The sequence below is a fragment of the Nocardia sp. NBC_01377 genome, from assembly GCF_045040005.1.
Taxonomy (GTDB): Bacteria; Actinomycetota; Actinomycetes; order Mycobacteriales; family Mycobacteriaceae; genus Nocardia; species Nocardia noduli.
In genome coordinates, this window is sequence record NZ_CP109566.1 from 4,508,061 (window position 1) to 4,529,925 (window position 21,865).

The 21,865-nt window shown below is 68.0% G+C and carries 18 protein-coding genes; 7 read left to right on the top strand and 11 right to left on the bottom strand.

The features are described 5' to 3' along the window. Window positions 1-12: 12 nt before the first annotated feature. Window positions 13-150 carry a hypothetical protein gene (locus OG225_RS20820; protein ID WP_405176880.1) on the bottom strand — a complete coding sequence of 46 codons (138 nt, stop codon included), beginning with the start codon at window positions 148-150 and terminating at the stop codon, window positions 13-15. Between the two features lie 41 nt (window positions 151-191). On the opposite strand from OG225_RS20820, the gene OG225_RS20825 reads away from it, so the two are divergent. Together OG225_RS20825 and OG225_RS20830 are read left to right on the top strand one after the other, a co-directional pair. Continuing rightward, window positions 192-698: a hypothetical protein gene (locus OG225_RS20825; RefSeq protein ID WP_405176881.1), complete on the top strand. Its 507-nt coding sequence runs from the start codon at window positions 192-194 to the stop codon at window positions 696-698. 294 nt (window positions 699-992) lie between these two features. Then, window positions 993-2,450 carry an FAD-binding protein gene (locus tag OG225_RS20830; RefSeq protein ID WP_405176882.1) on the top strand — a complete coding sequence of 486 codons (1,458 nt, stop codon included), beginning with the start codon at window positions 993-995 and terminating at the stop codon, window positions 2,448-2,450. Between the two features lie 137 nt (window positions 2,451-2,587). On the opposite strand, the gene OG225_RS20835 is transcribed toward OG225_RS20830, so the two are convergent. Further along, window positions 2,588-2,752, bottom strand: coding sequence for a hypothetical protein (locus OG225_RS20835; RefSeq protein ID WP_405183314.1), 165 nt, complete (start codon window positions 2,750-2,752; stop codon window positions 2,588-2,590). On the opposite strand from OG225_RS20835, the gene OG225_RS20840 reads away from it, so the two are divergent. Further along, window positions 2,699-2,836, top strand: coding sequence for a hypothetical protein (locus OG225_RS20840; RefSeq protein ID WP_405183521.1), 138 nt, complete (start codon window positions 2,699-2,701; stop codon window positions 2,834-2,836). The genes OG225_RS20835 and OG225_RS20840 overlap by 54 nt on opposite strands. Before the next feature lie 484 nt (window positions 2,837-3,320). On the opposite strand, the gene hisG is transcribed toward OG225_RS20840, so the two are convergent. The 8 genes from hisG to metH all read right to left on the bottom strand — a co-directional run bounded on the left by hisG (window position 3,321) and on the right by metH (window position 15,511). Beyond that, on the bottom strand, window positions 3,321-4,172 hold the full coding sequence (gene hisG, locus OG225_RS20845; RefSeq protein WP_405176883.1) for an ATP phosphoribosyltransferase: 852 nt from the start codon (window positions 4,170-4,172) through the stop codon (window positions 3,321-3,323). Window positions 4,173-4,235: 63 nt separating this feature from the next. Further along, window positions 4,236-4,499 carry a phosphoribosyl-ATP diphosphatase gene (locus OG225_RS20850; RefSeq protein ID WP_109527117.1) on the bottom strand — a complete coding sequence of 88 codons (264 nt, stop codon included), beginning with the start codon at window positions 4,497-4,499 and terminating at the stop codon, window positions 4,236-4,238. Window positions 4,500-5,131: 632 nt separating this feature from the next. Beyond that, window positions 5,132-6,934, bottom strand: a complete 1,803-nt coding sequence (locus OG225_RS20855; RefSeq protein WP_405176884.1) for a choline/carnitine O-acyltransferase — start codon at window positions 6,932-6,934, stop codon at window positions 5,132-5,134. A 172-nt stretch (window positions 6,935-7,106) separates the two neighbouring features. Further along, window positions 7,107-7,934: a class I SAM-dependent methyltransferase gene (locus tag OG225_RS20860; protein ID WP_405176885.1), complete on the bottom strand. Its 828-nt coding sequence runs from the start codon at window positions 7,932-7,934 to the stop codon at window positions 7,107-7,109. Window positions 7,935-7,968: 34 nt separating this feature from the next. Continuing rightward, window positions 7,969-8,829, bottom strand: coding sequence for an arpA protein (locus tag OG225_RS20865; RefSeq protein WP_405176886.1), 861 nt, complete (start codon window positions 8,827-8,829; stop codon window positions 7,969-7,971). 147 nt (window positions 8,830-8,976) lie between these two features. Next, a complete protein-coding gene (locus OG225_RS20870) occupies window positions 8,977-9,648 on the bottom strand; it encodes an HAD family hydrolase (protein ID WP_405176887.1) in 672 nt (223 codons plus the stop codon). Between the two features lie 170 nt (window positions 9,649-9,818). Next, on the bottom strand, window positions 9,819-11,489 hold the full coding sequence (locus tag OG225_RS20875) for a serine/threonine-protein kinase (RefSeq protein WP_405176888.1): 1,671 nt from the start codon (window positions 11,487-11,489) through the stop codon (window positions 9,819-9,821). A gap of 425 nt (window positions 11,490-11,914) precedes the next feature. Further along, window positions 11,915-15,511, bottom strand: coding sequence for a methionine synthase (gene metH / locus OG225_RS20880; protein WP_405176889.1), 3,597 nt, complete (start codon window positions 15,509-15,511; stop codon window positions 11,915-11,917). Window positions 15,512-15,725: 214 nt separating this feature from the next. Here metH and OG225_RS20885 point away from each other — a divergent pair, with 214 nt between their 5' ends. Beyond that, on the top strand, window positions 15,726-16,610 hold the full coding sequence (locus tag OG225_RS20885) for a PAC2 family protein (protein WP_216917276.1): 885 nt from the start codon (window positions 15,726-15,728) through the stop codon (window positions 16,608-16,610). 57 nt (window positions 16,611-16,667) lie between these two features. Here OG225_RS20885 and OG225_RS20890 read toward each other — a convergent pair whose 3' ends face one another. Further along, window positions 16,668-17,012, bottom strand: coding sequence for a hypothetical protein (locus OG225_RS20890; RefSeq protein WP_216917275.1), 345 nt, complete (start codon window positions 17,010-17,012; stop codon window positions 16,668-16,670). Between the two features lie 451 nt (window positions 17,013-17,463). Here OG225_RS20890 and OG225_RS20895 point away from each other — a divergent pair, with 451 nt between their 5' ends. The 3 genes from OG225_RS20895 to OG225_RS20905 all read left to right on the top strand — a co-directional run bounded on the left by OG225_RS20895 (window position 17,464) and on the right by OG225_RS20905 (window position 21,864). Further along, window positions 17,464-18,603, top strand: a complete 1,140-nt coding sequence (locus tag OG225_RS20895) for an XRE family transcriptional regulator (protein ID WP_405176890.1) — start codon at window positions 17,464-17,466, stop codon at window positions 18,601-18,603. A gap of 311 nt (window positions 18,604-18,914) precedes the next feature. Then, window positions 18,915-20,438 carry a TIGR02677 family protein gene (locus OG225_RS20900; RefSeq protein ID WP_405183315.1) on the top strand — a complete coding sequence of 508 codons (1,524 nt, stop codon included), beginning with the start codon at window positions 18,915-18,917 and terminating at the stop codon, window positions 20,436-20,438. A 37-nt stretch (window positions 20,439-20,475) separates the two neighbouring features. After that, window positions 20,476-21,864: a TIGR02678 family protein gene (locus tag OG225_RS20905; RefSeq protein ID WP_405183316.1), complete on the top strand. Its 1,389-nt coding sequence runs from the start codon at window positions 20,476-20,478 to the stop codon at window positions 21,862-21,864. The last annotated feature ends 1 nt before the right edge of the window (window position 21,865 follow it).

The window sequence follows — 21,865 nt, forward strand, 5'->3', positions numbered from 1 at the left end:
CGGGGCCGCGGATCACTCATTCGCGGCCCCGCCGAGGTGTTTCCGGGGCACGGCGCGCACCGTGAGCGCGCCGGTACCGCAAGGGCGAGTCCAGCCTTCGAGCGCGGTGAGCGCATGGACGGCGATCGCTCGAAATCCCACCACGGTCACGGCCGCGAACCTCCGTTTCTCCTACCGATCAGGAGCCTCGTATGTCCACCAAGGAACTGAGCCCGAGCAACGGCGCGAGCAGGCCGCCATTGTTGAAACGCGGTGTCGTCCAGGTCGCCGCGGCGGCGAACGTCGTTTCCGGCATAGCGTCGTTCGCGCTCGCGGCAGACCTCTGGAAACTCGACGACGGCCTGTCGACCCCGCTGCTGTACCTCATCGGAGCACTGTGCTTCGTCGCCGCGATCGTCACGGCGTGGGGCAGCCGCGTGGTCGGCGAGGGGGTATGGATCGTGGGCGTGGTCGCGATCGACGCCGTCGTGACGATCTCCTTCATCGCGACAATGATCCTGTCGTGGAGTCGGATCACGCTCTCCGGCGGCTATCTGGCACTGGCCGGAGCCTCCATCGCGACCCTCGCGTCGCTGGCGACAGTGGCGGTGTCAGTGGGGACCGGAGAGGTGGACGCTTCAGCGAGTCCGGGGCACCGGCCGTCGCGGTTACCGAGCAGAGACCCTCGCGGACAGCTTCTTTCGCCCCAGCTCAACTGATCGCAGCGGTTACCCCGTCGCCGGGAAACTCTGGTGCAACCCCTCCGATCCACCATGAGCGGCCGAGCCGATCGCGATACATCGGATAGCGGCCCGGTACTCGAACAGGTCCCGCACCCGCGTCCGACCGCGCCATCGAGAGGCGAGCCGAGGTAGGGGTCGGGGTAGGGGTGGCGACGGTACCGGCTGTCGCCTGTGATATCCGTAACATGTTGTTAGGCAAGAACATTCGCGATACGGAGAGCTGGATTGTCCGAGATTTCCTCGACCGAACCGAATCCCGACCGTAGCGGTATGAGTCGACGTCGAATGCTCGCGGGCACCGCCGCGGTGATCGGCTTCGACATCGTGGCGGGCCAGTGGATCACCCACGGCACCGCCGCGGCGCAGTCCCCGTTCGACGATGTGCCGGAGCTGGACGGCGAACTTCTCCTGGACAACGGCGCTCGCGCCGGTATGTCCACCGACCGCGGCCAGATCGTCAGCAGGATGCCCGCGGCCGTCCTGCGTCCCGGCTCGGCCACGGACATCCAGAAGATGATCCGGTTCTGCTGTCAGCGGCGGATCCCGGTGAGCGCGCGCGGTGACGGCCACGCCACCCACGGCCAGTCCCTGACCGACGGGCTCGCGATCGAAACCCGTTCGTTGACAGCGATTCACGAGATGTCCGACGACCACGTCGTCGTGGATCCGGGCATCTTCTGGGGCGAACTGGCCGTCGCGACGTACAACGCGCGTCGCCGCACGCCACCGGTGATCCCCACGATCACCAAATTGACCGTGGGTGGCACACTCTCGGTCGGCGGCGCGGGCGCCAACGTCCATTTCGGGCTGCAAACCGACAACGTGCTAGAACTCGACGTCGTCGACGGCACCGGCACCCTGCGCACCTGTTCCGCGACCCTGAACCGGGATCTGTTCGAGGCGGTGCTGGGCGGTCTGGGTCAGTTCGGCGTGATCGTTCGCGCCACCATCCCGCTGATCCCCGCGCCGACACGGGTGCGGGAGTGGCGATTCAACTACCTCTCCACCGCCGATCATGTCGCCGACACCCGCCTGTTCACCCTGCGTGGTGAGCTCGACGAGGTGCACTCGGAATGGCTGCCTGGGTCCACCGGCCCGGTGCGGCTGGTGACGGTCGCGAAGTACTTCGAACCCGGTGCCGAACCCGATGGCGGACACTATCTGCGCGGCGGGACCATCCCCGGTGTGCTGGCGATCCAGGAGGACTACAACTGGTTGCCGTATCTACTCCGCAGTGACGCCCTGGTCGATCCGCTCGTGAACCTCGGCTACGACCAGCTGCTCAAGCCCTGGTTCGACGTGATGCTGCCCGACTCGGTCGCCGCGGAATTCATCGCCGCGGAATTTCCCGAATGGGCGCCCGAGATCATGGGTCTCGGCGTGATGGACCTGAAAACGGTGCGCCGATCCCGAGTGTCCAACCCGATGTTCCGGCTACCCGACCCGGACGGCAGCGATCTCTACCACACGCTGAGCGTGCTGCGGACCTCGCTACGTCCGGGCCCCGACCCCGCCTACGTCGAGTACTGGCTGACCCGCAACCGCCAGATGTACGAGCGGGCACGAGCACTCGGCGCCGTCCGATACCCCGCCGACTCCCAAGACTTCACCACGGCGGACTGGGCGGCCGAGTACGGCGACCGCTGGCCCGAGCTGGTCGCCCGCAAACGTCGTTACGACCCCGAGTCGATCCTCGGCATCGGCGTCGACATGTTCGCCGGCGCCTAGATGAGTTATGCCAAGGGGGTTGGCGTGTATAGCGCCGTGTTGGTGGGTGACGGGGTTGGTTGTCCGAGTAGCTCGGTTTTGTGACCGCATACGATTGCTGGTGTGGGGCCAGTCCGAACCTGGCCCCACATCAGGTGTTATCGGGCGGGAGCGACGCTCAGTCGCGGCGGTCCCCATTCTGCGATGCGAACCGGCATCGACTCACCGACTTGTGGGGTCCGGTCCCATGAATCCTTGTGCAGCAAGCCATGAATTCCGGGCGCGACCTCGACGAACGCGCCGAATGGAACAACCGATACCACGGTCGCGTCGACGACGGCACCGACCTCGTGCCCGTCCTGGAATGCCTGCCATACGGCAAGCGAAACCTCATGAGAGGACGTTGATTTCACCTCCTTTCGCAGTCCCGAGAGATCGTGGGATGCGTTCGGAGGGCGGGCCTCTGGCCCGCGCCACGCTCACCGCGCGGCCGGGAACCCTGTCTGTGTACGGCTTACAGCCGACCCGGCAGTCACGAGTGCCAGGGTAACAGAGCCGAGGAGGCGCACCGCACGACCGCCGTCGGAGGTTCGGCCCTGTTTGATGGAATATTTTGCGCGGGAATCGATTCCGAAAGTCGAGGCCGCGATATCGGGCGACAGCGTCGGATAAGAACCGGATCCCCCGGACCGGCACCCGCCCGGTACGTTGCCGGTCAACGGGGCCATCGTCGGTGGCTCCCGAGCGGCATGCCGAAAGGGACGCGAACTTCGCGGCGCCGCGACCGGCGAATCATCGAGCGGATTGCCGTCGCCGCCCCATCCCCACACTCCCACCCCCACGACGCGAGTCTTACGAGCGCCCCGTTCGCGGCCCCCGGGCCGCCAAATCTCAGAAAGCTCGGCAGGACCTGATGTCGGTGGCCAGGATCGCTTTCGCGCCCAGGTCGGCGAGCTGGTCCATCACATCGTTGCCCTGTTTGCGCGGTACGAGCGCGCGGACGGCCACCCAGGTGTCGTCGGCCAGTGGCGAGACCGTGGGCGATTCCAGTCCCGGCGTGATCCGTACCGCTTCGTCGAGCAGGTTTCTCGGGCAGTCGTAGTCCAGCATCAGGTATTGCTGGGCGAAGACGACGCCTTGGATGCGGGCGACGAGTTGGTTGCGGGCGCGGTCCTGGTGGTCGGAGCCTTCGCGTTCGACGAGGACGCCTTCGGAGTCGCACAGGACCTCGCCGAAGGCGACGAGGTTGTGTTGGCGCAGGGTGCGTCCCGAGCCGACGACGTCGGCGATGGCGTCGGCGACGCCGAGCTGGATGGAGATCTCGACCGCGCCGTCGAGGCGGATCACCTCGGCTCGGATTCCTCGGCGTCGCAGGTCGGCGCGGACGAGGTTGGGGTAGGAGGTGGCGATCCGTTTGCCGTGGAGGTCTTCGACCTTCCATTCGGTGTCGGCGGGGGCGGCGTAGCGGAAGGTGGAGCGGCCGAAGCCGAGTGAGAGCCGTTCCTGGACCGGTGCGCCGGAGTCGAGGGCGAGGTCTCGGCCGGTGATTCCGAGGTCGAGTTCGCCCGAGCCGACGTAGATGGCGATGTCCTTGGGGCGGAGGAAGAAGAATTCGACCTGGTTGGAGGGGTCGAGGACGGTGAGGTCGCGCGAATCGGTGCGCCTGCGGTAGCCGGCTTCGGTGAGGATGGAGGTGGCGGCTTCGGAGAGCGAGCCTTTATTGGGGACTGCGACGCGCAGCATGGGAAGAGTGTCCTTTCGGGTGACGGTGTGAGCGGCGTCTCGCCTCGGCGTAGGCCGGGGCCGTCACAGATGTCGGTACACGTCTTCGAGCTTCAGTCCGCGGCCGACCATCAGCACCTGGACCCAATACAGCAGTTGCGAGATCTCCTCGGCGAGTGATTCGTCGCTTTCGTGCTCGGCGGCCAGCCACACTTCACCGGCCTCTTCGAGCACCTTCTTACCCTGGGTATGGACGCCGGCGTCCAGTGCGGCCACGGTGCCTGACCCCTCGGGGCGGGTGACGGCACGGTCCTGCAGCTCGGCGAACAGGGTTTCGAAGTTCTTCACGGGTGACCATTCTTTCAGACCCCCGCACACTCCCCGCACACCGCACCACCCGCCACACGCCACATGAGCGCCACGGTCACCCGCGCCCCGGGCACGCGGCCCCTCCGACACCCGACCGGTCGAGCCCCACCCACGACAGGCGCGAGTCTCGAGAGCGGCCCGTTCGCCGCCCGTCCCGCACCCACGCGGTCGAAACACACACACCGCAGGCACAAGTCTCACGAGCGCCCCGCGCGCAGTCCGTCCCACGCCCGACCAGTCGAAACACGCCCACTACAGACGCAAGTCTCGCAAGTCCTACGAGCGTCCCGATCACTACCGGTCTCACACCCGACCGATCGAGACACCGTCGCAGGCGCGAGCCTTACCAGCACCCCGTTCGCGGCGCATCTCTCGCGTCCGACCAGTCGGAACGCACCCGCCACAGGCCGCAAGTCTCACGAGCGCCCCGTTCGCGGCCCATCTCGCGTCCGCCCCCTCGAAACGCACCCACCACGGCGCGAGCCTTACGAGCGCCCCGTTCGCGGCCCGTCTCACGTCCGAGCGGTCGAAGCGCATGCGACGAAGTCGCCAGTCTCGACCGCTCGGACGCGAGACAAAGGGGGCCGCGAACACGCGGCCCCGGCCGCCAATCAACCCAGCAGTGCCTCGAGATCGGCGACGGCGGTGCGCAGATGCCCGGCGAAGGCGTGCATCTGGTCGGCGACGGACTGCGGGGTGGCCAGGTACAGGTTCCAGCGGTCCGGCAGCAGGACGTAGGCGATGCCGATGCATGTCGGGCTGGTCGAGCCGAAACCGAAGTACTCGATATTGACCGAGGGAGCCGAGCTGGTACTCAGGTAGTCGTCGCGCATGATCACCCAGCCGGGGCTGTCGTAGAGCGCGATGGGCTCGGTCACTCCGAGTTCTTCGCCCCGGCGACGCTGGATCCACTGGAGTTCCCACAGATGTTGTTCCGGGGCGTCACCGGACTGGCATTGCCGCGCGCGCTCGACGTGCGCGTTGGCCGCTGTCCTCGCGGCCTCGAGTTTCGCCGCCGTGTCGAGCGTGGGGTTTTCCACGGCGTCGACGAAGGCGATGATCTCGGGGGTCACCACGCGCATGGCCTCGGTGCGGCCGTTGCGGTACTGCCTGGTGGCGATCGATTCGTAGGTGGCGCCGGTGATGCCCTTGCTGCGGCGGTGCGCGAGCTGGTAGCTCAGTTGCGCGAAGGCGTCGGGGGAGATCTTCAGCTGCTTGGCCCGCGCCGTGCCGAAATTCTCGAACGACACCGTGGTGGTGGCGTTGTCTGCGGCGTACTGCGCGAAGTCGGCTCCCGCGGCGGCGATATCGGCGCGCAACGCGTCGTCGAGTACGAACTCGATCGGCGCGATGGGTGGCGTGCCCTGTTTCTGCGCGCCCGAGTGCGCGGCGTGGTCGGCGGCCGAGGTCTCGAGCAGGGTGTCGACGAAGGACAGGATGGTGGTGCCGTCCAGTCCGCAGTGTTCGATGTTGATGCCCGCCCGGCCGTCGTCGAACACCAGGAATGTGACGGATTTGTCGAACCAGCGGTTGGCGCTGTCACCGTGCAGCAGTTGATCGCAGGCGTGCAGGGTGTCGGTGGGGGTGAGGTCTTCCAGGCAGAGGCAGAACAGCGCGGTTTCGAGGGTGTCGAGCGCGTCGACGTTGGCGGGCACCGCCCGCAGCGCCGCCCGGCTCGCGGCCCATTCGGCCCGCGCCTTGGTGGTCAGGTGCCCGACCCCGGCGTCGGTGCGTGTCGCGCCCGCCTCGCGGACCGCGCGCAGGCCGTCGACGAGATCCTCCAGCGCGTAGGGCGCGCCCTCGGGGCCGATCACATCCATGCGGAAGACGTTGCCGCGGAACAACACCGCGATGTGACGCGCGGTGGACGGGCCGGGCGAGTCCTCGCTGTAGGGCACCCGGACGCTGTCCTGCGCCTCCCCCGGAATCCGGGTCTCGGAGAACAGGTACTTGTTCTGCCACATCGACAACTGCTGGCCGCGCTGGGTGACCGGCGGGATGGATTCCTCGTCGAGCGCGAGTTTGTAGTCGACGGCGGCCGAGACGATGGCGGCGGCGCGTTCCAGCTGGGTCGCGCCGGTGGACGCCGCGAGCACGGTGTCGTCGCGGAACAGGAAGAAGAAGTTGGCGTTCAGGGCGATCCGGTCGCGCCTGCCCAGATACCGGGACGGCCAGAATCGGTCGAGCCAGCTGCCGACGCCGGGGGTGGCGTCGTATTCCCGCAGTTCCGCGTGCAGGGTGCGGGCGGGGCTGTCCGCGCGCAGCAGGTCGTCGACCGCCGCGCGGGTGGTGGCCAATTCGTCGTCGTTCAGCAGCGGGGCGCACCACTGCAGGAAGCGTTCGGCGCTGTCCTCCAGGGTGGGCAGGGGTACCCGGGGCAGTTGGTCTTCGGCGGCGAAAGTGCGGTCACTCAAGTCGGATTCCTCGGGGACGTGGGATGGGTTCGGAGAGACTGCGGTGGGTCGGCGGCCGTGTGCACGGCACACCGATTCCACTACAGATCCTCGGCGTACGGCCGAAGTTTGGGAAGGGGTGCGGCGCGTGTCGTCCGCCGCAGCCGTGCGGCCTGTCGCCGTGCGGATCCGCTCAGGCGTCCTCGTGCGCGCCCACGAGCGGGCGTGAGATGTGCAGACCGGCGTAGAGCCAGCCCTCCGATTCTCTTCCCGCGGTGTCGATTCCCCGGTCCGCCAGCGTGTCGAGCACCTGATCGCGTTCGTCCGCCGAGGCGAATCGACGTTGTTCGAACAGGCCGGGCACCTGTTCGGTGCGGTAGCCGAGCGCGGCGAGTTCCTCGGCGATCGGCGTGAAATCGAACATCCGCAGGACGAAATGCGCCATCCACGGCCTGCGGTGCGGATGCGCGGTGGCGATCCGCGCGAGGGTTTTCTCGGTGACGTAGCCGATGCATCCGGTGGAGACGACGATATCGGCCGAGGCGAGAACCTCGCGTTGTTCGTCGGTCGGTTCGGCGGCCTCGAGGTCGGCGTGCACCGTGTCGTGCAGGAATCCCGCTTCGCGCGCGTAGGCCAGTGCGGGCAGCGCGGCGTCCATTCCGAGGAATCGGAGATCGGCGTACCCGGCCGCGCCCGCCAGTCGGGCGCTGTCCTCGGCGATCAAGGCGTCGCGGTCGGATTCCGAAGCGTCACGGTAGTGTTCGGCCAGTTGGTCGATACTCGCGCCGAGACGTAACAGCGCCGCGTTGACGCCGTAGGAGCAGCCGATGTCGAGCACGGTCGGTGCCCGGCCACGCGCCGACGCGCGATATTCGCGAATCTGCTGTTCGAAGAAGGGTTTTGCCAGTTCCGGTATCCGGTAGTTCAATTCGGACATTCGGGCGTAGTACTCGCGGGGATCGTCTCGGTCGTAGATGTGGTCGAAGGAGGCTTTTCCGGTCGTATGTAACGGCACTGGCACGCGTGTGGTCCTCTCGGTCGAGCGCGATGATCGGCTAGTCGAGTAGCCGATCGCCGCGGACAGCGTCGGCCGCGGCTAGATGGTCGGGTAGCACCCGGCCGAACAATTGGCGGGTGCGTTCGACGGTGCCGATGACACCGGGCCGGTCGGTATAGGCGAAGATCGCCGAATGCCGTTGGTCACCACCGGTTACCGGGGACACACGGTGCAGGGAGAATCGTCCGCGGAACAGTTGCAGATCGCCGGGACGCAGGTCGAGACTCCGGATGAGCCGCTGCCCCGAACCGGTCAGGACATCGCGCACGTCGTCGAGGTTCTCGGCGTGCGGTGAGCGGATATTCGGGCAGTACTCGAAGACCCCGCCGGATTCGGCGGGTCGGGTGAGCATGCTGACGGTGAATTCGTTGGTGTCGAAATGCCAGGGATGCGACATTCCCGGCGCGACCACGTTCAAGCACAGTCCGGCGAGCGGATCGGCGAATTCGTACAGTTCGGCGAGACCGAAGCAGTCGGCGACGAAGCGCTGGAATTCGGGACTGGTGTAGAGCCGGTGGATCAGGGCGTCGGCGGGGATGCGGTCGCGGGGAACGAACGCGTTACCTCGTTCCAGCACGATCCGGCCCGGATGTCGCTGCGGCAGTTCCGAATCCAGCGGGATGTTGTAGGCGTTGACCCGCTCGACCTCGTAGTAGGCGTGCGGCGCGATGGCCTCGCCCTGCTCACGCAGGACCTCGATCAGCGCGGGCCGGATGAATTCGCGCAACACCGTGCAACCGGATTCGTCCAGTTCCGCCCGCGCGAGCGCCACGGCCTCGCGTCGACGCGCCGATTCCGAATCGGTGAGGGGATACCGTGCGACATCGATGATCTCGTCGAGAACCCCCGTCGTTGCCATAGCGTTATTTTGTCCGAGACCGCGCCGACACGCCCGGGATTCGGGAAAAGTAGCCGGTGACTACAGTCACAGATAAACCCGCCGCCACTCATGTTGCGGCACAGTAACTCTCGGTGCGCGCCAGCGCGAAGATCCGCGGCGACGCGGTCAGATCCCGGCGTGCAGAGCGTGTTTCAGATCGGAGAGCGACAGCCCGGTCAGCGACTCGCGGAAGACCCGGCCCGGCGCGGGCGGCACGGCGATCTCGCACGGGACCACGATGACCGCGCATCCCGCCGCCTGCGCCGCCATGGCGCCGGTCGGCGAATCCTCCACCGCGACGCATTCTTTCGGATCGACGCCGAGCAGTTCGGCGGCGCGCAGGTACACGTCGGGTTCCGGTTTGCCCTCGGGGACCTCGTCACCGCAGACCGAGACGTCGAAGTAGTCGCGGCCGAGCGCGTCGAGACCGAATTCCGTGAGCGACCGCTTGGTATTGGTGACCAGCGCCGAGGACAGGCCGGAGGTGCGCACGAGCGAGAGCGCGTCCTTGGCGCCTGGACGCCACGGGATCGGCCCGGTCATCAACTCGATGACGCGGACTTCGAGGAAGCGGCCCGCCGCGAGAATCGCCTCGGCGGTAGGTTCGACGCCGAGGCCGGTGAAGAGCAGGCGCAACGCGTTCGGACCCGACGCGCCGATGAGCGCGTGGCGGAGTTCATCGCTCATGACGCCGCCGAGTTCGACCGCGAGCTCACGGACGCCGATATCCCACAACTTCTCCGAATCCAGCAGCGTCCCGTCCATATCCCACAGAACCGCGGCGAGTCGCGCTGTCACCGGTGTGCTTCTCCTTCGATACCCGATCCGGGCAGGCGGCAGCCGAACCCTGGCAACGATCGCGAAGACGCTCATACCAGCGGCGATCCGTTCCCCGACCAGCCTAACCGGCCGACCGACCCGGCGGCGACCCTCGGGCGGGCTCGCGGGATGTGGGCGCCGTCACCTGCTCAGGTGCTCGACGCGGAAATCAGCAGGCGGCCACCCTCGGAGGACACCCGGAACCATCGGCTCTCCGTCGACGTGCTGCCGTCGGTCTTGACGTAGCTGAGCGAGGCCGTCGCGCCCTCGCCGCCGTCCGGGGTGACGCTGTTGACCCGCACCGACCGGATCGACGACCAGAAGGAGGAATAGGCGTTGTAACCGCCGGTTTGGGATTGATACGACGGGCTCAACTGCGCCCATGCTCCCGAGATGTTGCCGGGCAACATGCCGTAGTACCCCTGGATGAACGCCGCGACCTTGTCCGGCGTCGGCGGACCGCTCGGCGTGGTGGGGGCAGGCGTGGTCGGCGGCGGGGCGGTCGTGCTCGACGGCGGTGGCGTGGACGCCGACAGCGGGGCGGACGGTGACGCGCTCGCGGCGGGCGGGGCTCCTGGCGCTGTCTGCGGCGGTTGCTCCATGATCGAACCGCCGCCCGCGCCGGAGGACGGCGCGACCGGAGCGTTCGTCGACTCGCCACCGGTGGGCGGCGCCGCGGTCGGCGAATCGTCGCCGCCGTTCTGCACGGTCACGATCAGGGCGATGACCACGAGCAGCGCCACCACGACGGCCGCGGCGACACCGAGCAGTTGTTTGTCCGGTCCGCGCGGATTCGAGCTGCCGCCGAGGCCGGCGAGAGTACCGCCCGGCCGGGTCGGAGGCGGTGGCGTCGGACTGGACATCGGCACGAATTCGGTGGCGTCGGTGGCATTTCCCGATGCCCCGGTCGCGGAGGTGCCGAGTACGGCGGTCGCGCCCGCGTCTCCGCCCGGCGCGGGCAGGATGGCGGTCACCACCGGCACGGAGGAAAGTTCCGGAACTCGGCCCGCGGCGACGGCTTCCAGCGCCTCCTTGGCCTCCTGCATGGTCAGCCGCGCCTCGACGGTCCCGGCCAACAGCCGCATCAGCACCGGGCCGAGTGGTCCCGCGTTGCGCGGTGCCGCCACCTCGCCACGCGCGACGGCGTGCAGGACCGCGAGCGGGTTGTCGCCCTCGCCGAACGGCGGCGAACCCTCCACCGCGGCGTAGAGCGTCGAGCCGAGCGCGAAGACGTCGGACGCCGGTTCGGGATCCTCCCCGCGCGCCACCTCGGGCGCGAGATAGGCGGGGGTGCCCGCGAGGAATCCGGTCGCGGTCACGGTCACGTCGCCGACGGCGCGCGAGATGCCGAAATCGGTGATCTTCACGGTGCCGTCGTCGGCGACGAGCAGATTGGCGGGTTTCACATCGCGGTGCATGATGCCCGCGGCGTGCGCGACGGCCAGCGCGGCCGCGGCCTGCGCGCCGATACGGGCGACCTCGATCGGCGGAAGGGTGCGCTTGCCGGAGAGTTTGGCGGCCAGACTCGGCGCGTCCATGTACTCCATCACCAGCCAGGGCTGGCCGTCTTCCTCCGCCACGTCGAAGACGGTGATGGCGTTGGGATGGTGCAGCCTGGCCGCGATCCTGCCCTCGCGCATCGCCCGCAATTTCGCCTCGAGCGCCTGGGAATTCGACAGGGTGGAGGCGAGCAGCAATTGCTTGACCGCCACCGTGCGGCGCAACCGAACGTCGGTGCCGCGCCACACCACTCCCATGGCTCCGCTGCCGATCGGATCCGCGAGCCGATACCTTCCAGCGATCAACCGATCCGCCGTCATGTGGTTGTGCCCTCCTGCGCCACGCCGAGCCATCCAGCACTACCGCGCGTCAGGAACCTCCTGTGGCCTTCGAAAATCCTACGCGCCGTAATGCTTTGCACCCACACACTCCAGCGTTAGCATCCGCCGACTGCTCCGGATGCAGTTGCAACAGTGTCGACAATGACATACCCACCCGACAGACATCCAGCCATGCCCCTGTCGAGAGGCGAACCGGCCGCCCGAACAGCGCGAGCCCGTCCGCGCACCCACCGTACCGGCCGGTAGCCATCCCGGTGCGATATTCGTTCGACACCAGGGCATTACACGCCCGCGACCATGCCGCGAACCACGAAGGAAGGCGGGACGAGACGCGCCCGAACGCCAGTGAGCACGATCACAGTCGGGCCGCGCGTGTATCGAGTTCACCCACGGCCCCGTCGGTGTCAGGCGTTGAAGTACTTCGCCTCCGGATGCAGCAGCACGAAGGCATCGGTCGACTGTTCGGGGTGCAACTGCAACTCCTCCGACAGCACGACGCCGATCCGGTTGGCGTCGAGCAGATCCACCAGCTTCGCGCGATCCTCCAGTTCCGGGCAGGCGCCGTAGCCGAAGGAATAGCGCGCGCCGCGATAGCCGAGTTTGAAATAGTCCGCCACGTCGGCGGGATCGGATTCGGCGACCGCGTGTCCTTCCAGCACCAACTCCTCGCGGACCCGGCGATGCCAGTACTCGGCCAGCGCCTCGGTCAACTGCACGCCGATGCCGTGTACCTCGAGGTAATCGCGGTAGTTGTCGGCGGCGAAGAGTTCGTTGGCGAAATCGGCGATCGGCTGCCCCATGGTGACCAACTGGAACGGCAGCACGTCCACCTGTCCGGCCTTCTCCGCCCGTTCCCTGGAGCGGATGAAGTCCGCGATGCAGAGGAAGCGGTCGCGCTGCTGACGGGGGAAGGCGAACCGATACCGCTGCGGCGCGCCGGGATCCGGTTCGGTCAGCACGATGACGTCGTCACCCTCGGACACCGCCGGGAAATGCCCGTACACGACCGCGGCGTGTTGCAGCACGCCCTCGGTGGACAGCCGGTCGAGCCAGTACCGCAGCCGCGGCTTGCCCTCGGTTTCCACCAGTTCCTCGTAGCTGGGACCTTCGTCGCCGCGCTGTCCGCGCAGGCCCCACTGTCCGAGGAACAGCGCCCGCTCGTCGAGCAGACCCGAATATTCCTGGAGCGAGAGTCCTTTCACGACCCGGGTGCCCCAGAACGGCGGAACCGGGACCGGCAGATCGGCCGCGACATCGGACCGCTCCGGCACCACGACCGGCACTTCGGCGGCCTTGCGCTTCTCCGCGATGCGCTTGGACCGCTCGTGGCGGGCCTTGCGTTCGGCCGCCTTCTCCCGTTCGGCGACGGCCTGCGGGCTGTTCGGATCGATGCCGCCGCCACGTTTGACGGTCATGATCTCGTCCATCAGGCGCAGACCCTCGAAGGCGTCGCGCGCGTAGTGCACCGCGCCCTCGTAGACCTCGGTGAGATCGTTCTCGACATAGGCGCGAGTCAGCGCGGCGCCGCCGAGCAGGACCGGGAACTGGTCGGCCACGCCCCTGGAATTGAGCTCCTGCAAGTTCTCCTTCATGACCACCGTCGACTTCACCAGCAGCCCGGACATGCCGATCACGTCGGCCTTCTTGTCCACGGCGGCGTCGAGGATGGTCGCGATCGGCTGTTTGATGCCGAGGTTGACCACCTCGTATCCGTTGTTGGACAGGATGATGTCGACCAGGTTCTTGCCGATGTCGTGCACGTCGCCCTTGACGGTGGCCAGGACGATGCGCCCCTTACCCGAATCGTCGGTGGCCTCCATATGCGGTTCGAGATAGGCCACCGCCGTCTTCATGACCTCGGCCGATTGCAGCACGAAGGGCAGTTGCATCTGACCGGAGCCGAACAGTTCGCCGACCGTCTTCATCCCTGACAGCAGCGTCTCGTTGATGATCCGCAGCGGCGGAACCTCTTGCATGGCCTCGTCGAGGTCGGCGTCCATCCCGGCCTTCTCCCCGTCGACGATGCGCCGTTCCAACCGGTCGAACAGCGGCAACGCGGCCAATTCCTCGGCGCGCGAGGCACGCGAGGACGAGGTCGACACCCCTTCGAACAGGCCCATGAGTTTCTGCAGCGGGTCGTAGTCCTCACCGCGGCGGTCGTAGACCAGATCCAGCGCGGTATCGCGCTGTTCCTCCGGGATACGCGCCATCGGCAGGATCTTCGAGGCGTGCACGATGGCCGAATCCAGGCCCGCCTGCACGCATTCGTTCATGAAGACCGAATTGAGCACCTGGCGCGCCGCCGGATTCAGGCCGAAGGAGATATTCGACAGCCCGAGCGTGGTCTGCACCCGCGGATGCCTGCTCTTGAGCAGGCGGATGGCCTCGATGGTCTCGATGCCGTCGCGGCGCGACTCCTCCTGGCCGGTGCCGAGGGTGAAGGTGAGGGTGTCGATGATGATGTCGCTCTCGAGCACGCCCCAGTTCTCGGTGATATCGGCGATCAATCGTTCGGCGATCTCCACCTTCTTCTCCGCGGTGCGGGCCTGGCCCTCCTCGTCGATCGTCAGCGCGACCACGGCGGCGCCGTGTTCGGCGACCAGTCGCATCGTCTGCTGGAAGCGTGAATCCGGACCGTCGCCGTCCTCGTAGTTCACCGAGTTGACCGCGCAGCGACCGCCGAGGTGTTCCAGCCCCGCCTCGAGCACCGGGGTCTCGGTGGAGTCGAGCATGATCGGGAGGGTCGAGGATGTGGCGAGGCGGCTCGCGAGCGCCTCCATGTCCTTGGTGCCGTCACGGCCGACGTAGTCGACGCAGAGATCGAGCATATGCGCGCCGTCCCTGGTCTGGTCCTTGGCGATATCCAGGCATTTCTGCCAATCCTCGGCCAGCATGGCGTCGCGGAATGCCTTGGAGCCGTTGGCATTGGTGCGCTCGCCGATCATCAGGACCGAGGCGTCCTGTTGGAAGGGGACCGCCGTGTACATACTCGACACGCTCGGCTCGTGCTCGGGATGCCTGCGCTCGGTCGGCGGGGCGAGGGTGGGCTCGACCTCGCGGACCGCGGCTGTCACCTGCCGGATGTGTTCGGGCGTCGTACCGCAGCAGCCGCCGACCAGCGCGAGACCGAATTCGGAGACGAAACCGCGCAGCGCGACGGCCAGTTCCTCCGGCGTGAGCGGGTATTCCGCGCCCTTGGCGCCGAGTACCGGCAGACCCGCGTTCGGCATCACCGACACCGGCACCTGCGCGTGCCGGGACAGATGCCGCAGGTGCTCGCTCATCTCGGCCGGGCCGGTCGCGCAGTTCAGCCCGATCATGTCGATGCCGAGCGGTTCCAGCGCGGTGAGGGCGGCGCCGATCTCACTGCCGACCAGCATCGTGCCGGTGGTCTCCACGGTGACGTGGGTGATGATCGGAATCCGGCGACCCAGGCGCCGCATCGCCCGCCTGCTGCCGGTGACGGCCGCCTTCACCTGGAGCAGGTCCTGGCAGGTTTCGATCAGGATGGCGTCGGCCCCGCCGTCGAGCATGCCGAGCGCCGATTCGGTGTAGGCGTCGCGCAGCGCGGCGTAGGGCGCGTGGCCGAGGGTGGGAAGTTTGGTGCCGGGGCCCATCGAACCGAGGACGTAGCGGGGCGTGCCGTCGGCGCTGGGCCCCATCTCGTCGGCGACCTCGCGCGCGAGCCTGGTCCCGCGTTCGGACAGATCGCGGATCCGGTCGGCGATGTCGTAGTCGGCCAGGTTCGGCAGATTGCAGCCGAAGGTATTGGTCTCGACGGCGTCCGCGCCCGCTTCGAAATACGCGCGATGGATGGCGCGCAGCACGTCGGGACGGGTGTCGTTGAGGATCTCGTTACAGCCCTCCAGCCCGCGGAAATCGTCGAGGGTGAGGTCGGCGTCCTGCAACATGGTGCCCATCGCGCCGTCACCGATGACGACACGCCGGGCGAGCGTGTCGAGAAGCGTGGTATCGAACGCGGAGGAATCGGGCGCAGACATGGCTACAAGCCTAGTAGGCGGGCCCGACAGTCCAGGCAGCTACGTCATCGCCGAGGGCGTCCGCGTGGGCCACGCCACATCGCGGCGGGCGGTGGGTCTGTAGTACCGGGAATGCTTCGGACCGGAAAATTTTCAGTAAGAGGGTATCGGGGGGAACGGGAAAACCGATCGCGTCGTGTGCGCGCCGATCCATCACAGACATTAGGCTGACCGGGTGAACCCCAGTGAAACTCCCGATTCGGAACTGCCGACGTTGCGGGATCCGGTGCTGGTCGCCGCCTTCGAAGGCTGGAACGACGCGGGCGACGCCGCCAGCGGCGCCGTCGAACATCTGGAACTGATCTGGGACGCCGAACCGTTGGCCGAACTCGATTCCGAGGACTACTACGACTACCAGGTCAACCGTCCGACGGTGCGCCAGGTCGACGGTGTGACCAGGGAAATCCAGTGGCCGTCCACCATGCTCTCGGTCTGCTCGCCGCCGGGAAGCGACCGTGACATCGTGCTGCTGCGCGGTATCGAACCGAATATGCGCTGGCGCAGTTTCTGCGCGGATCTGCTGGAATTCATCGAACAACTCGGTGTGCAGACCGTCGTGATCCTGGGCGCGCTGCTGGCCGACACACCTCATACCCGCCCGGTTCCCGTCACCGGATCGGCGTACAGCAAGGAAGCGGCCGAACGCTTCAACCTCGAGCAGACCCGGTACGAGGGACCGACCGGGATCACCGGCGTCCTGCAGGATCAGTGCGTCAAGGCCGGGGTGCCCGCGGTGTCGTTCTGGGCGGCGGTGCCGCACTACGTCTCGCAACCGCCCAATCCCAAGGCGACCATCGCGCTGCTTCACCGGGTGGAGGATGTGCTCGATATCGAGGTGCCGCTCGGCGAGCTGCCCACGCAGTCCGAGGACTGGGAGGTCGCGGTCAACGAGATGACCGTCGGCGACGACGAGATCAGCGAATACGTGCGCTCGCTCGAGGAGCGCGGTGACGCGGCGGTCGATATCAACGACGCGATCGCGAAGATCGACGGTGACGCCATCGCGGCCGAATTCGAGAAGTACCTGCGCAGGCGCGGTCCCGGCAGTTTCGGGCTGTAATCGGTTCCGGTCACGGCGATCCCCGCGTGGGCGCGGGGATCGGCCGTTCCCCCTGATTCACTCGGTTCCGGTGGCGACCACCGCGCGGACGAGTTCGGCGTTGTCGACGGTCCATACCCGCGCCGCCGCGTCCTGCGCCAGCTTCGCGATGAGGATGTCGCGCGGAATCGTCTGGCCGGCAAAGTGATCCAGTGAGGGCACCACGACGTGGTGGGCGTCGGCGCGGCGGAGTTCGGCCGTGAGTTCCGCGAACGCCGTGCCGTCTCCCGAAGTCGATTCATGGAATGTCGCGGCGAAACAGAGCCCTTCCGCACGGGCGAGCGTGCTCATCGCATCCTCGAGTTCCTCGCCGTGGCCTTCGGCGAGATCGTCGCGCACGTATCCATAGATCAACGCTTCCACCCGAACCTCCGTTGGATTGGGTCGCTGTTCTGTTTTTCGGATCACCCCGAGGTTGCGCGCTGCCCGGCGACGAGGCGTACACGAAGCCGTGTACCGCGGGCGCCGCGCACGGCGGAGTTGGAGCACACGGTCGAGCACTACCCGGCACGGCACCGAAACCCGTTGCCGCAGCAAACCGTAGAGCCTGGCGGCGACGCCGCCTACAGTCCTGCGAATCGGGGTCCGGCCGTAGGGCTGGCAACCTGTCCGCTCCCTTTACAGGATGTCGGACGCAATCGTGCAAATGCAGATGTCAACCCAGTGACATCCACTTGCCCTATCCGGTCCACCGATCGTTAACTGGTGCGATACTACAGGCGTGGCCATAGGTGACGATCGTCCCGTCTGGGCTGTCCGAATGCGTTCCGAACGTGATGCGAGGGGGTGGTCACAGGCAGATGCCGTCCGCGTGATGCGCGCCAAGGCATCTCATAATCTGCCGACGGACAGTACGCTGCTACGTAACTGGCGACGCTGGGAGTCGGGCGAATCGCGCCCGGACGATTTCTACGCTCCCATCATCGCCGCCGCCTTCGACACGGTAACCGCCGCTTTCTTTCCCAAGGCCCGGCCGAGCCGAGACGACGAACTGCTTTCGGCCACAGGCATGGACACCGTCGAGTTCATCGGCAGATTGCGGATGTCGGATGTGTCGGCGGCGACACTGGACGCGATCCGCATCACCGCCGAGCGACTGTGCTGCGAATATCCCGTCGCGGACCCGCACGCGCTGCACGCCGAGGGCACCTCGTGGCTGCGCCGGATCACCTCGCTGCTCGACGGCAGACTCACCCTCACCCAGCACCGCGAGATCCTGGTGCTGGCCGGATGGGTGGCCCTGCTCGTGGGCTGCGTGGACTACGACCTGGGCAGGCGCACCTCCGCCGAGGCGACCAGGCGCGCCGCCCGCTCGCTCGGCGAAGAGGCGGACCACCCCGAAATCGTCGGCTGGGCAGCGGAAATGGCGGCCTGGTTCGCCCTGACCCAGGGCAATTACCGAGGCGCCATCGAGGCCGTCGACACCGCACCGCGCGGTGCGGGCAACCTCGGCGTCGAGGTGCAACTGGCGGCGCAGCGCGCCAAGGCGTGGGCCAGACTCGGTGATCGCCGCGAGGTCGAGCGCGCGCTCGACACCGGACGCGCGGTACTCGAACGCCTGGTTCATCCGATCGATCTGGACAACCATTTCGTGGTGGATCCGCAGAAATTCGATTTCTACGCCATGGACTGCTGCCGCGTCGCGGGCGAGGACAAGATGGCCGAGGTCTACGCCCGCGAGGTCATTCGCACCTCGACCAATGCCGACGGCTCCGTACGCAATCCGATGCGCATCTCCGAGGCGCACCTCACCCTGGCCGTGGTGGCGGTCCGCGACCGCGATCTGGAACGTGCCGTGGCGGAGGGCACCCGGGCATTCGCGGGCAAACGTCGCTCGCTGCCGTCGCTGATGTGGATCGCGGGCGAGACGGCGCGCGAGATCATCGCACGGTATCCGGGAGATCCGGGCACCCTGGCATACCTGGATCAACTTCGTTCGATATCCACGGAGTAGCGACCTACCGGTTCGTACACCGACACAGTCGAATTCATCGTCCACCGACGGCGGCCCCCGCGTGCCGGGGGCCGCCGCAAACCGATGCCGCGCACCGTGACGTCGCCCGCGTCGAGGACGGCAGCGTGAAATATCGTGAGGCGTGGCAACTCTCGAGCATCCAGCGCGAAGAGGGCGCGCAACCGGACCCGGGCCACGCCGAACAAGGGACCTTTCGCGCGGGCGGCGACCCGCCCGCTACTACCCTGTTCCCGGTGACCGACTCCGCCGAAGGCCCGATCAGCGCCGACACCGCCACGCGGGACGAGCGGCTGCGGCTGTTCTCGTTCGCGACGGCCGAGAAGCGCGCCGAGTACCTGTGGGTGCTCCGGGCCTTCGACGGCGCCCGCGCAGCGTACGTGGTGCTGCTGCACGCCGACGACGTCGCGGAGTGGATCCGCCGCGAGAGCGGCGACGAGAGTCCACCGCTGACCGCCGTCGACATCGGCCCGCTGCTCGACCAACTGCACCAGTGGGGTGTGCTGGAACGCAGTTACGACGGGACCAGGGCCGCGACCCTGGCCGAATACCGCAACCGGCATTACGTGTACCAGTTCTCGCAGGCCGGATTCCAGGCGTTTCGCGCGGTGACCGGGGTGCTGGAGGCGCGTGTGGACGAGGCCGCGCTGTCGCGGCTGGTGCTGCCCGAACTGCTCGCGGACCTGCGGGCCCTGGCCGAGGCCAATCGCGGTGGCGACGCCGAACGGGTCTATCGGACGCTGCGCAGGCTCGACGCGGCGCTCACCGATATGGCGGCGCGGGCGGCGCATTTCTATCTCTCGCTCGGCGATCTGGTCAGGACCACCGAGATCACCCCCGAATCGTTCCTCGCGCACAAGGACGCCCTGCTCGCGCATATGCGGGAGTTCAGCACCGATCTGGCCCGGTTCGCGCCGCGACTGGCGGAAGCGATCGGCGAGATCGAGGAGACCGGCGTCGACGAACTCGTCGAACGCGCCGCGAGCTGCGACGAACGGGTGCTGCTGAGTCTCGCGCAGCGGCGCGCGGATTGGCGGGCCCGATGGCAGGGTCTGCGCACCTGGTTCGTGGCGCCGGAATCGGTGAAACCGGGCGACACCGAATCGACCGAGGCCGACCGCCTGCGCGAGGCCACCATGAGCGCCATCGCCGCGGTGCTCTCGCTGCTGCGGCGCGTGACCGAGACCCGCCGCGGCGGGGTCAGCAGGGAATCGGCGCTGCGGCACCTGGCCGGATGGTTCACCGCCGCGCCGAACGCCGACAGCGCGCACGCGCTGTTCGACGCGGTCTTCGGACTCGGACGCCCGCGTCACCTGGCGATGGAACATCCCGACGCCGACATCGTCCCGGCGACCAGGTCCTGGTGGGACGCACCGCCGCTGGAGATCTCGCGCACCCTCGCCGAAACCGGCAGGACGCCGAGCCCTGGCGCACCAGCCAGGATCCAGCGCAACGACGCGAGCATCCGCCGACTCCGGCAGTCACAACTCGACGCCCAGCGGGCCCGCGCCGAGGCCGCGAAATCCCTCGCCGCCGCCGATCTCTACGATCGCGAACTGGACGAGGGCGAGACCGAGGTGCTGCTGCGGCTGCTCGACGCGGCCTCGACCGCCTGGGTGCCGGTGAGCGGGCGGGTCGCCGGGACGACGGGCTCGGAGAGTGGGGTCACCCTCACCGTCTCCGAACATCCCGGTTCCACCGTCGTGCGCACCGCGCGCGGACTGCTGCACCTGAACAACCGCAAACTCGAGGTGCGCCCGGGGCGGGCCCGGACTCCCGCCGCGCACGGGGATCGACAGGACGGGGGCACGGAATGACATCGCTCGTTCGCGAACTATCCGGGGGCCGCGCATGATTCACGCACGCCGCATCGATGCGCTGGTCCTGGACAACTATCAGCGCGCCGCCCGGGTGATCCTGGCCAACCACCTGATCACCAGAACCTATCCGGATCGCGTCGCGCTCCCGCTGATCCGCCGGTGGGCCACCGAACTGCGCGAGGATCTGGCCGAACTCTTCGGCTACCGACTCGAGGTCACCGAGACCACGGCGCGCCTGTTCCCCGTCGCCGACCGGTTGGATCCGGGGCGGCCCGCCCGCACCGTCAACGACCGGATCTTCGACCGCCGCCGCTACGCCTATCTGGCCCTGGCGCTCGCCGCGCTCGGCCGCGCGGGCGACCAGGTCACCCTGTCGGAGCTGGCCGAGCAGGTCGCCGCCTACACCGGGCGCATCGACGGTCTGGAACTCGCCCCGGACCGGGCGGGCGACCGCGACGCCTTCGTCGACGCGGTCGGCTGGCTCGCCACCCGAGGCGCGATCACCCTGGCCGACGGCGACGCGGGCGGCTGGGCCTCGGATCCCGAGGTCGGCGAGGCGCTCTACGACATCGACCGGCCGGTGGTCTTCGCGCTGTTCCGGCCGCCGCGTGCCCTGCAACATCTGCACAGCGTGCGCGGACTGCTCACCGAGGACAGCCCCGCGAGTGGGCGGCCCGCCGACGACGCGGCCCGCCGGGTACGGCGCACCCTGGTCGAACGTCCGGTCGTCTACGCCGCCGAACTGCCGCCGCACGAGCGGACGCTGCTCGCACAGGAGCGCGTCGTCGCGGAGGTGGAACTGTTCACCGGGCTGAAGGCCGAGCGAAGGGCGGAGGGCGTCGTCCTGATCGACACCTCGGGGCGGCTTTCCGATATCCGCTTTCCCGGTACCGGAACCCTGGCCCAGGTCGCGCTGCTGCTCGTCGGCGAGATCGCGGGCCGGGTACTCGACATCGACAATCCGGTCCCGCGACGTCCGTTCGTCCCCGAGCCGGACCACACACTGGCCGGGCAACTCGACGACGCCATTCCCGAATCCACCGTCTTCGCGCCGCTGGCCGATACCCCGCTCGACGCGTCACCCGACGACGACCACCCCGAGGACGACTTCCCGGACACCGAGACCGAAACCTACCCCTTCGTCGACTCGGTCTGGGTGGGCGAGACCGTACAGGCGCTGACCGACCGCTACGGTGTCACCTTCGCCGCCCAGTGGCAGGCCGACGCGCCGGGACTCACCTCCGAGGTGGTGGCATTGCTGCGACGGCTGCGCCTGGTCCGCGACACCGCCGACGGTCTGCTGGTGCTGCCCGCGTCGGCCCGCTATCGCGGCGCGGTCGTCACCGTGCGCACCCGCAGGGCCGAGGAACTGTTCGTCACCGCCGCCGACACGGTCGGTGGCACCGGCACGGAAGGGATCTGAG

Excerpts from the sequence above, each read along its gene's own strand:
- OG225_RS20825 (WP_405176881.1), top strand. The coding sequence starts at position 192 with ATGTCCACCAAGGAACTGAGCCCGAGCAACGGCGCGAGCAGGCCGCCA.
- OG225_RS20830 (WP_405176882.1), top strand. The coding sequence starts at position 993 with ATGAGTCGACGTCGAATGCTCGCGGGCACCGCCGCGGTGATCGGCTTC.
- OG225_RS20840 (WP_405183521.1), top strand. The coding sequence starts at position 2,699 with ATGAATTCCGGGCGCGACCTCGACGAACGCGCCGAATGGAACAACCGA.
- hisG (WP_405176883.1), bottom strand. The coding sequence starts at position 4,172 with ATGCTGCGCGTCGCAGTCCCCAATAAAGGCTCGCTCTCCGAAGCCGCC.
- OG225_RS20865 (WP_405176886.1), bottom strand. The coding sequence starts at position 8,829 with ATGGCAACGACGGGGGTTCTCGACGAGATCATCGATGTCGCACGGTAT.
- OG225_RS20875 (WP_405176888.1), bottom strand. The coding sequence starts at position 11,489 with ATGACGGCGGATCGGTTGATCGCTGGAAGGTATCGGCTCGCGGATCCG.
- metH (WP_405176889.1), bottom strand. The coding sequence starts at position 15,511 with ATGTCTGCGCCCGATTCCTCCGCGTTCGATACCACGCTTCTCGACACG.
- OG225_RS20895 (WP_405176890.1), top strand. The coding sequence starts at position 17,464 with ATGCGCGCCAAGGCATCTCATAATCTGCCGACGGACAGTACGCTGCTA.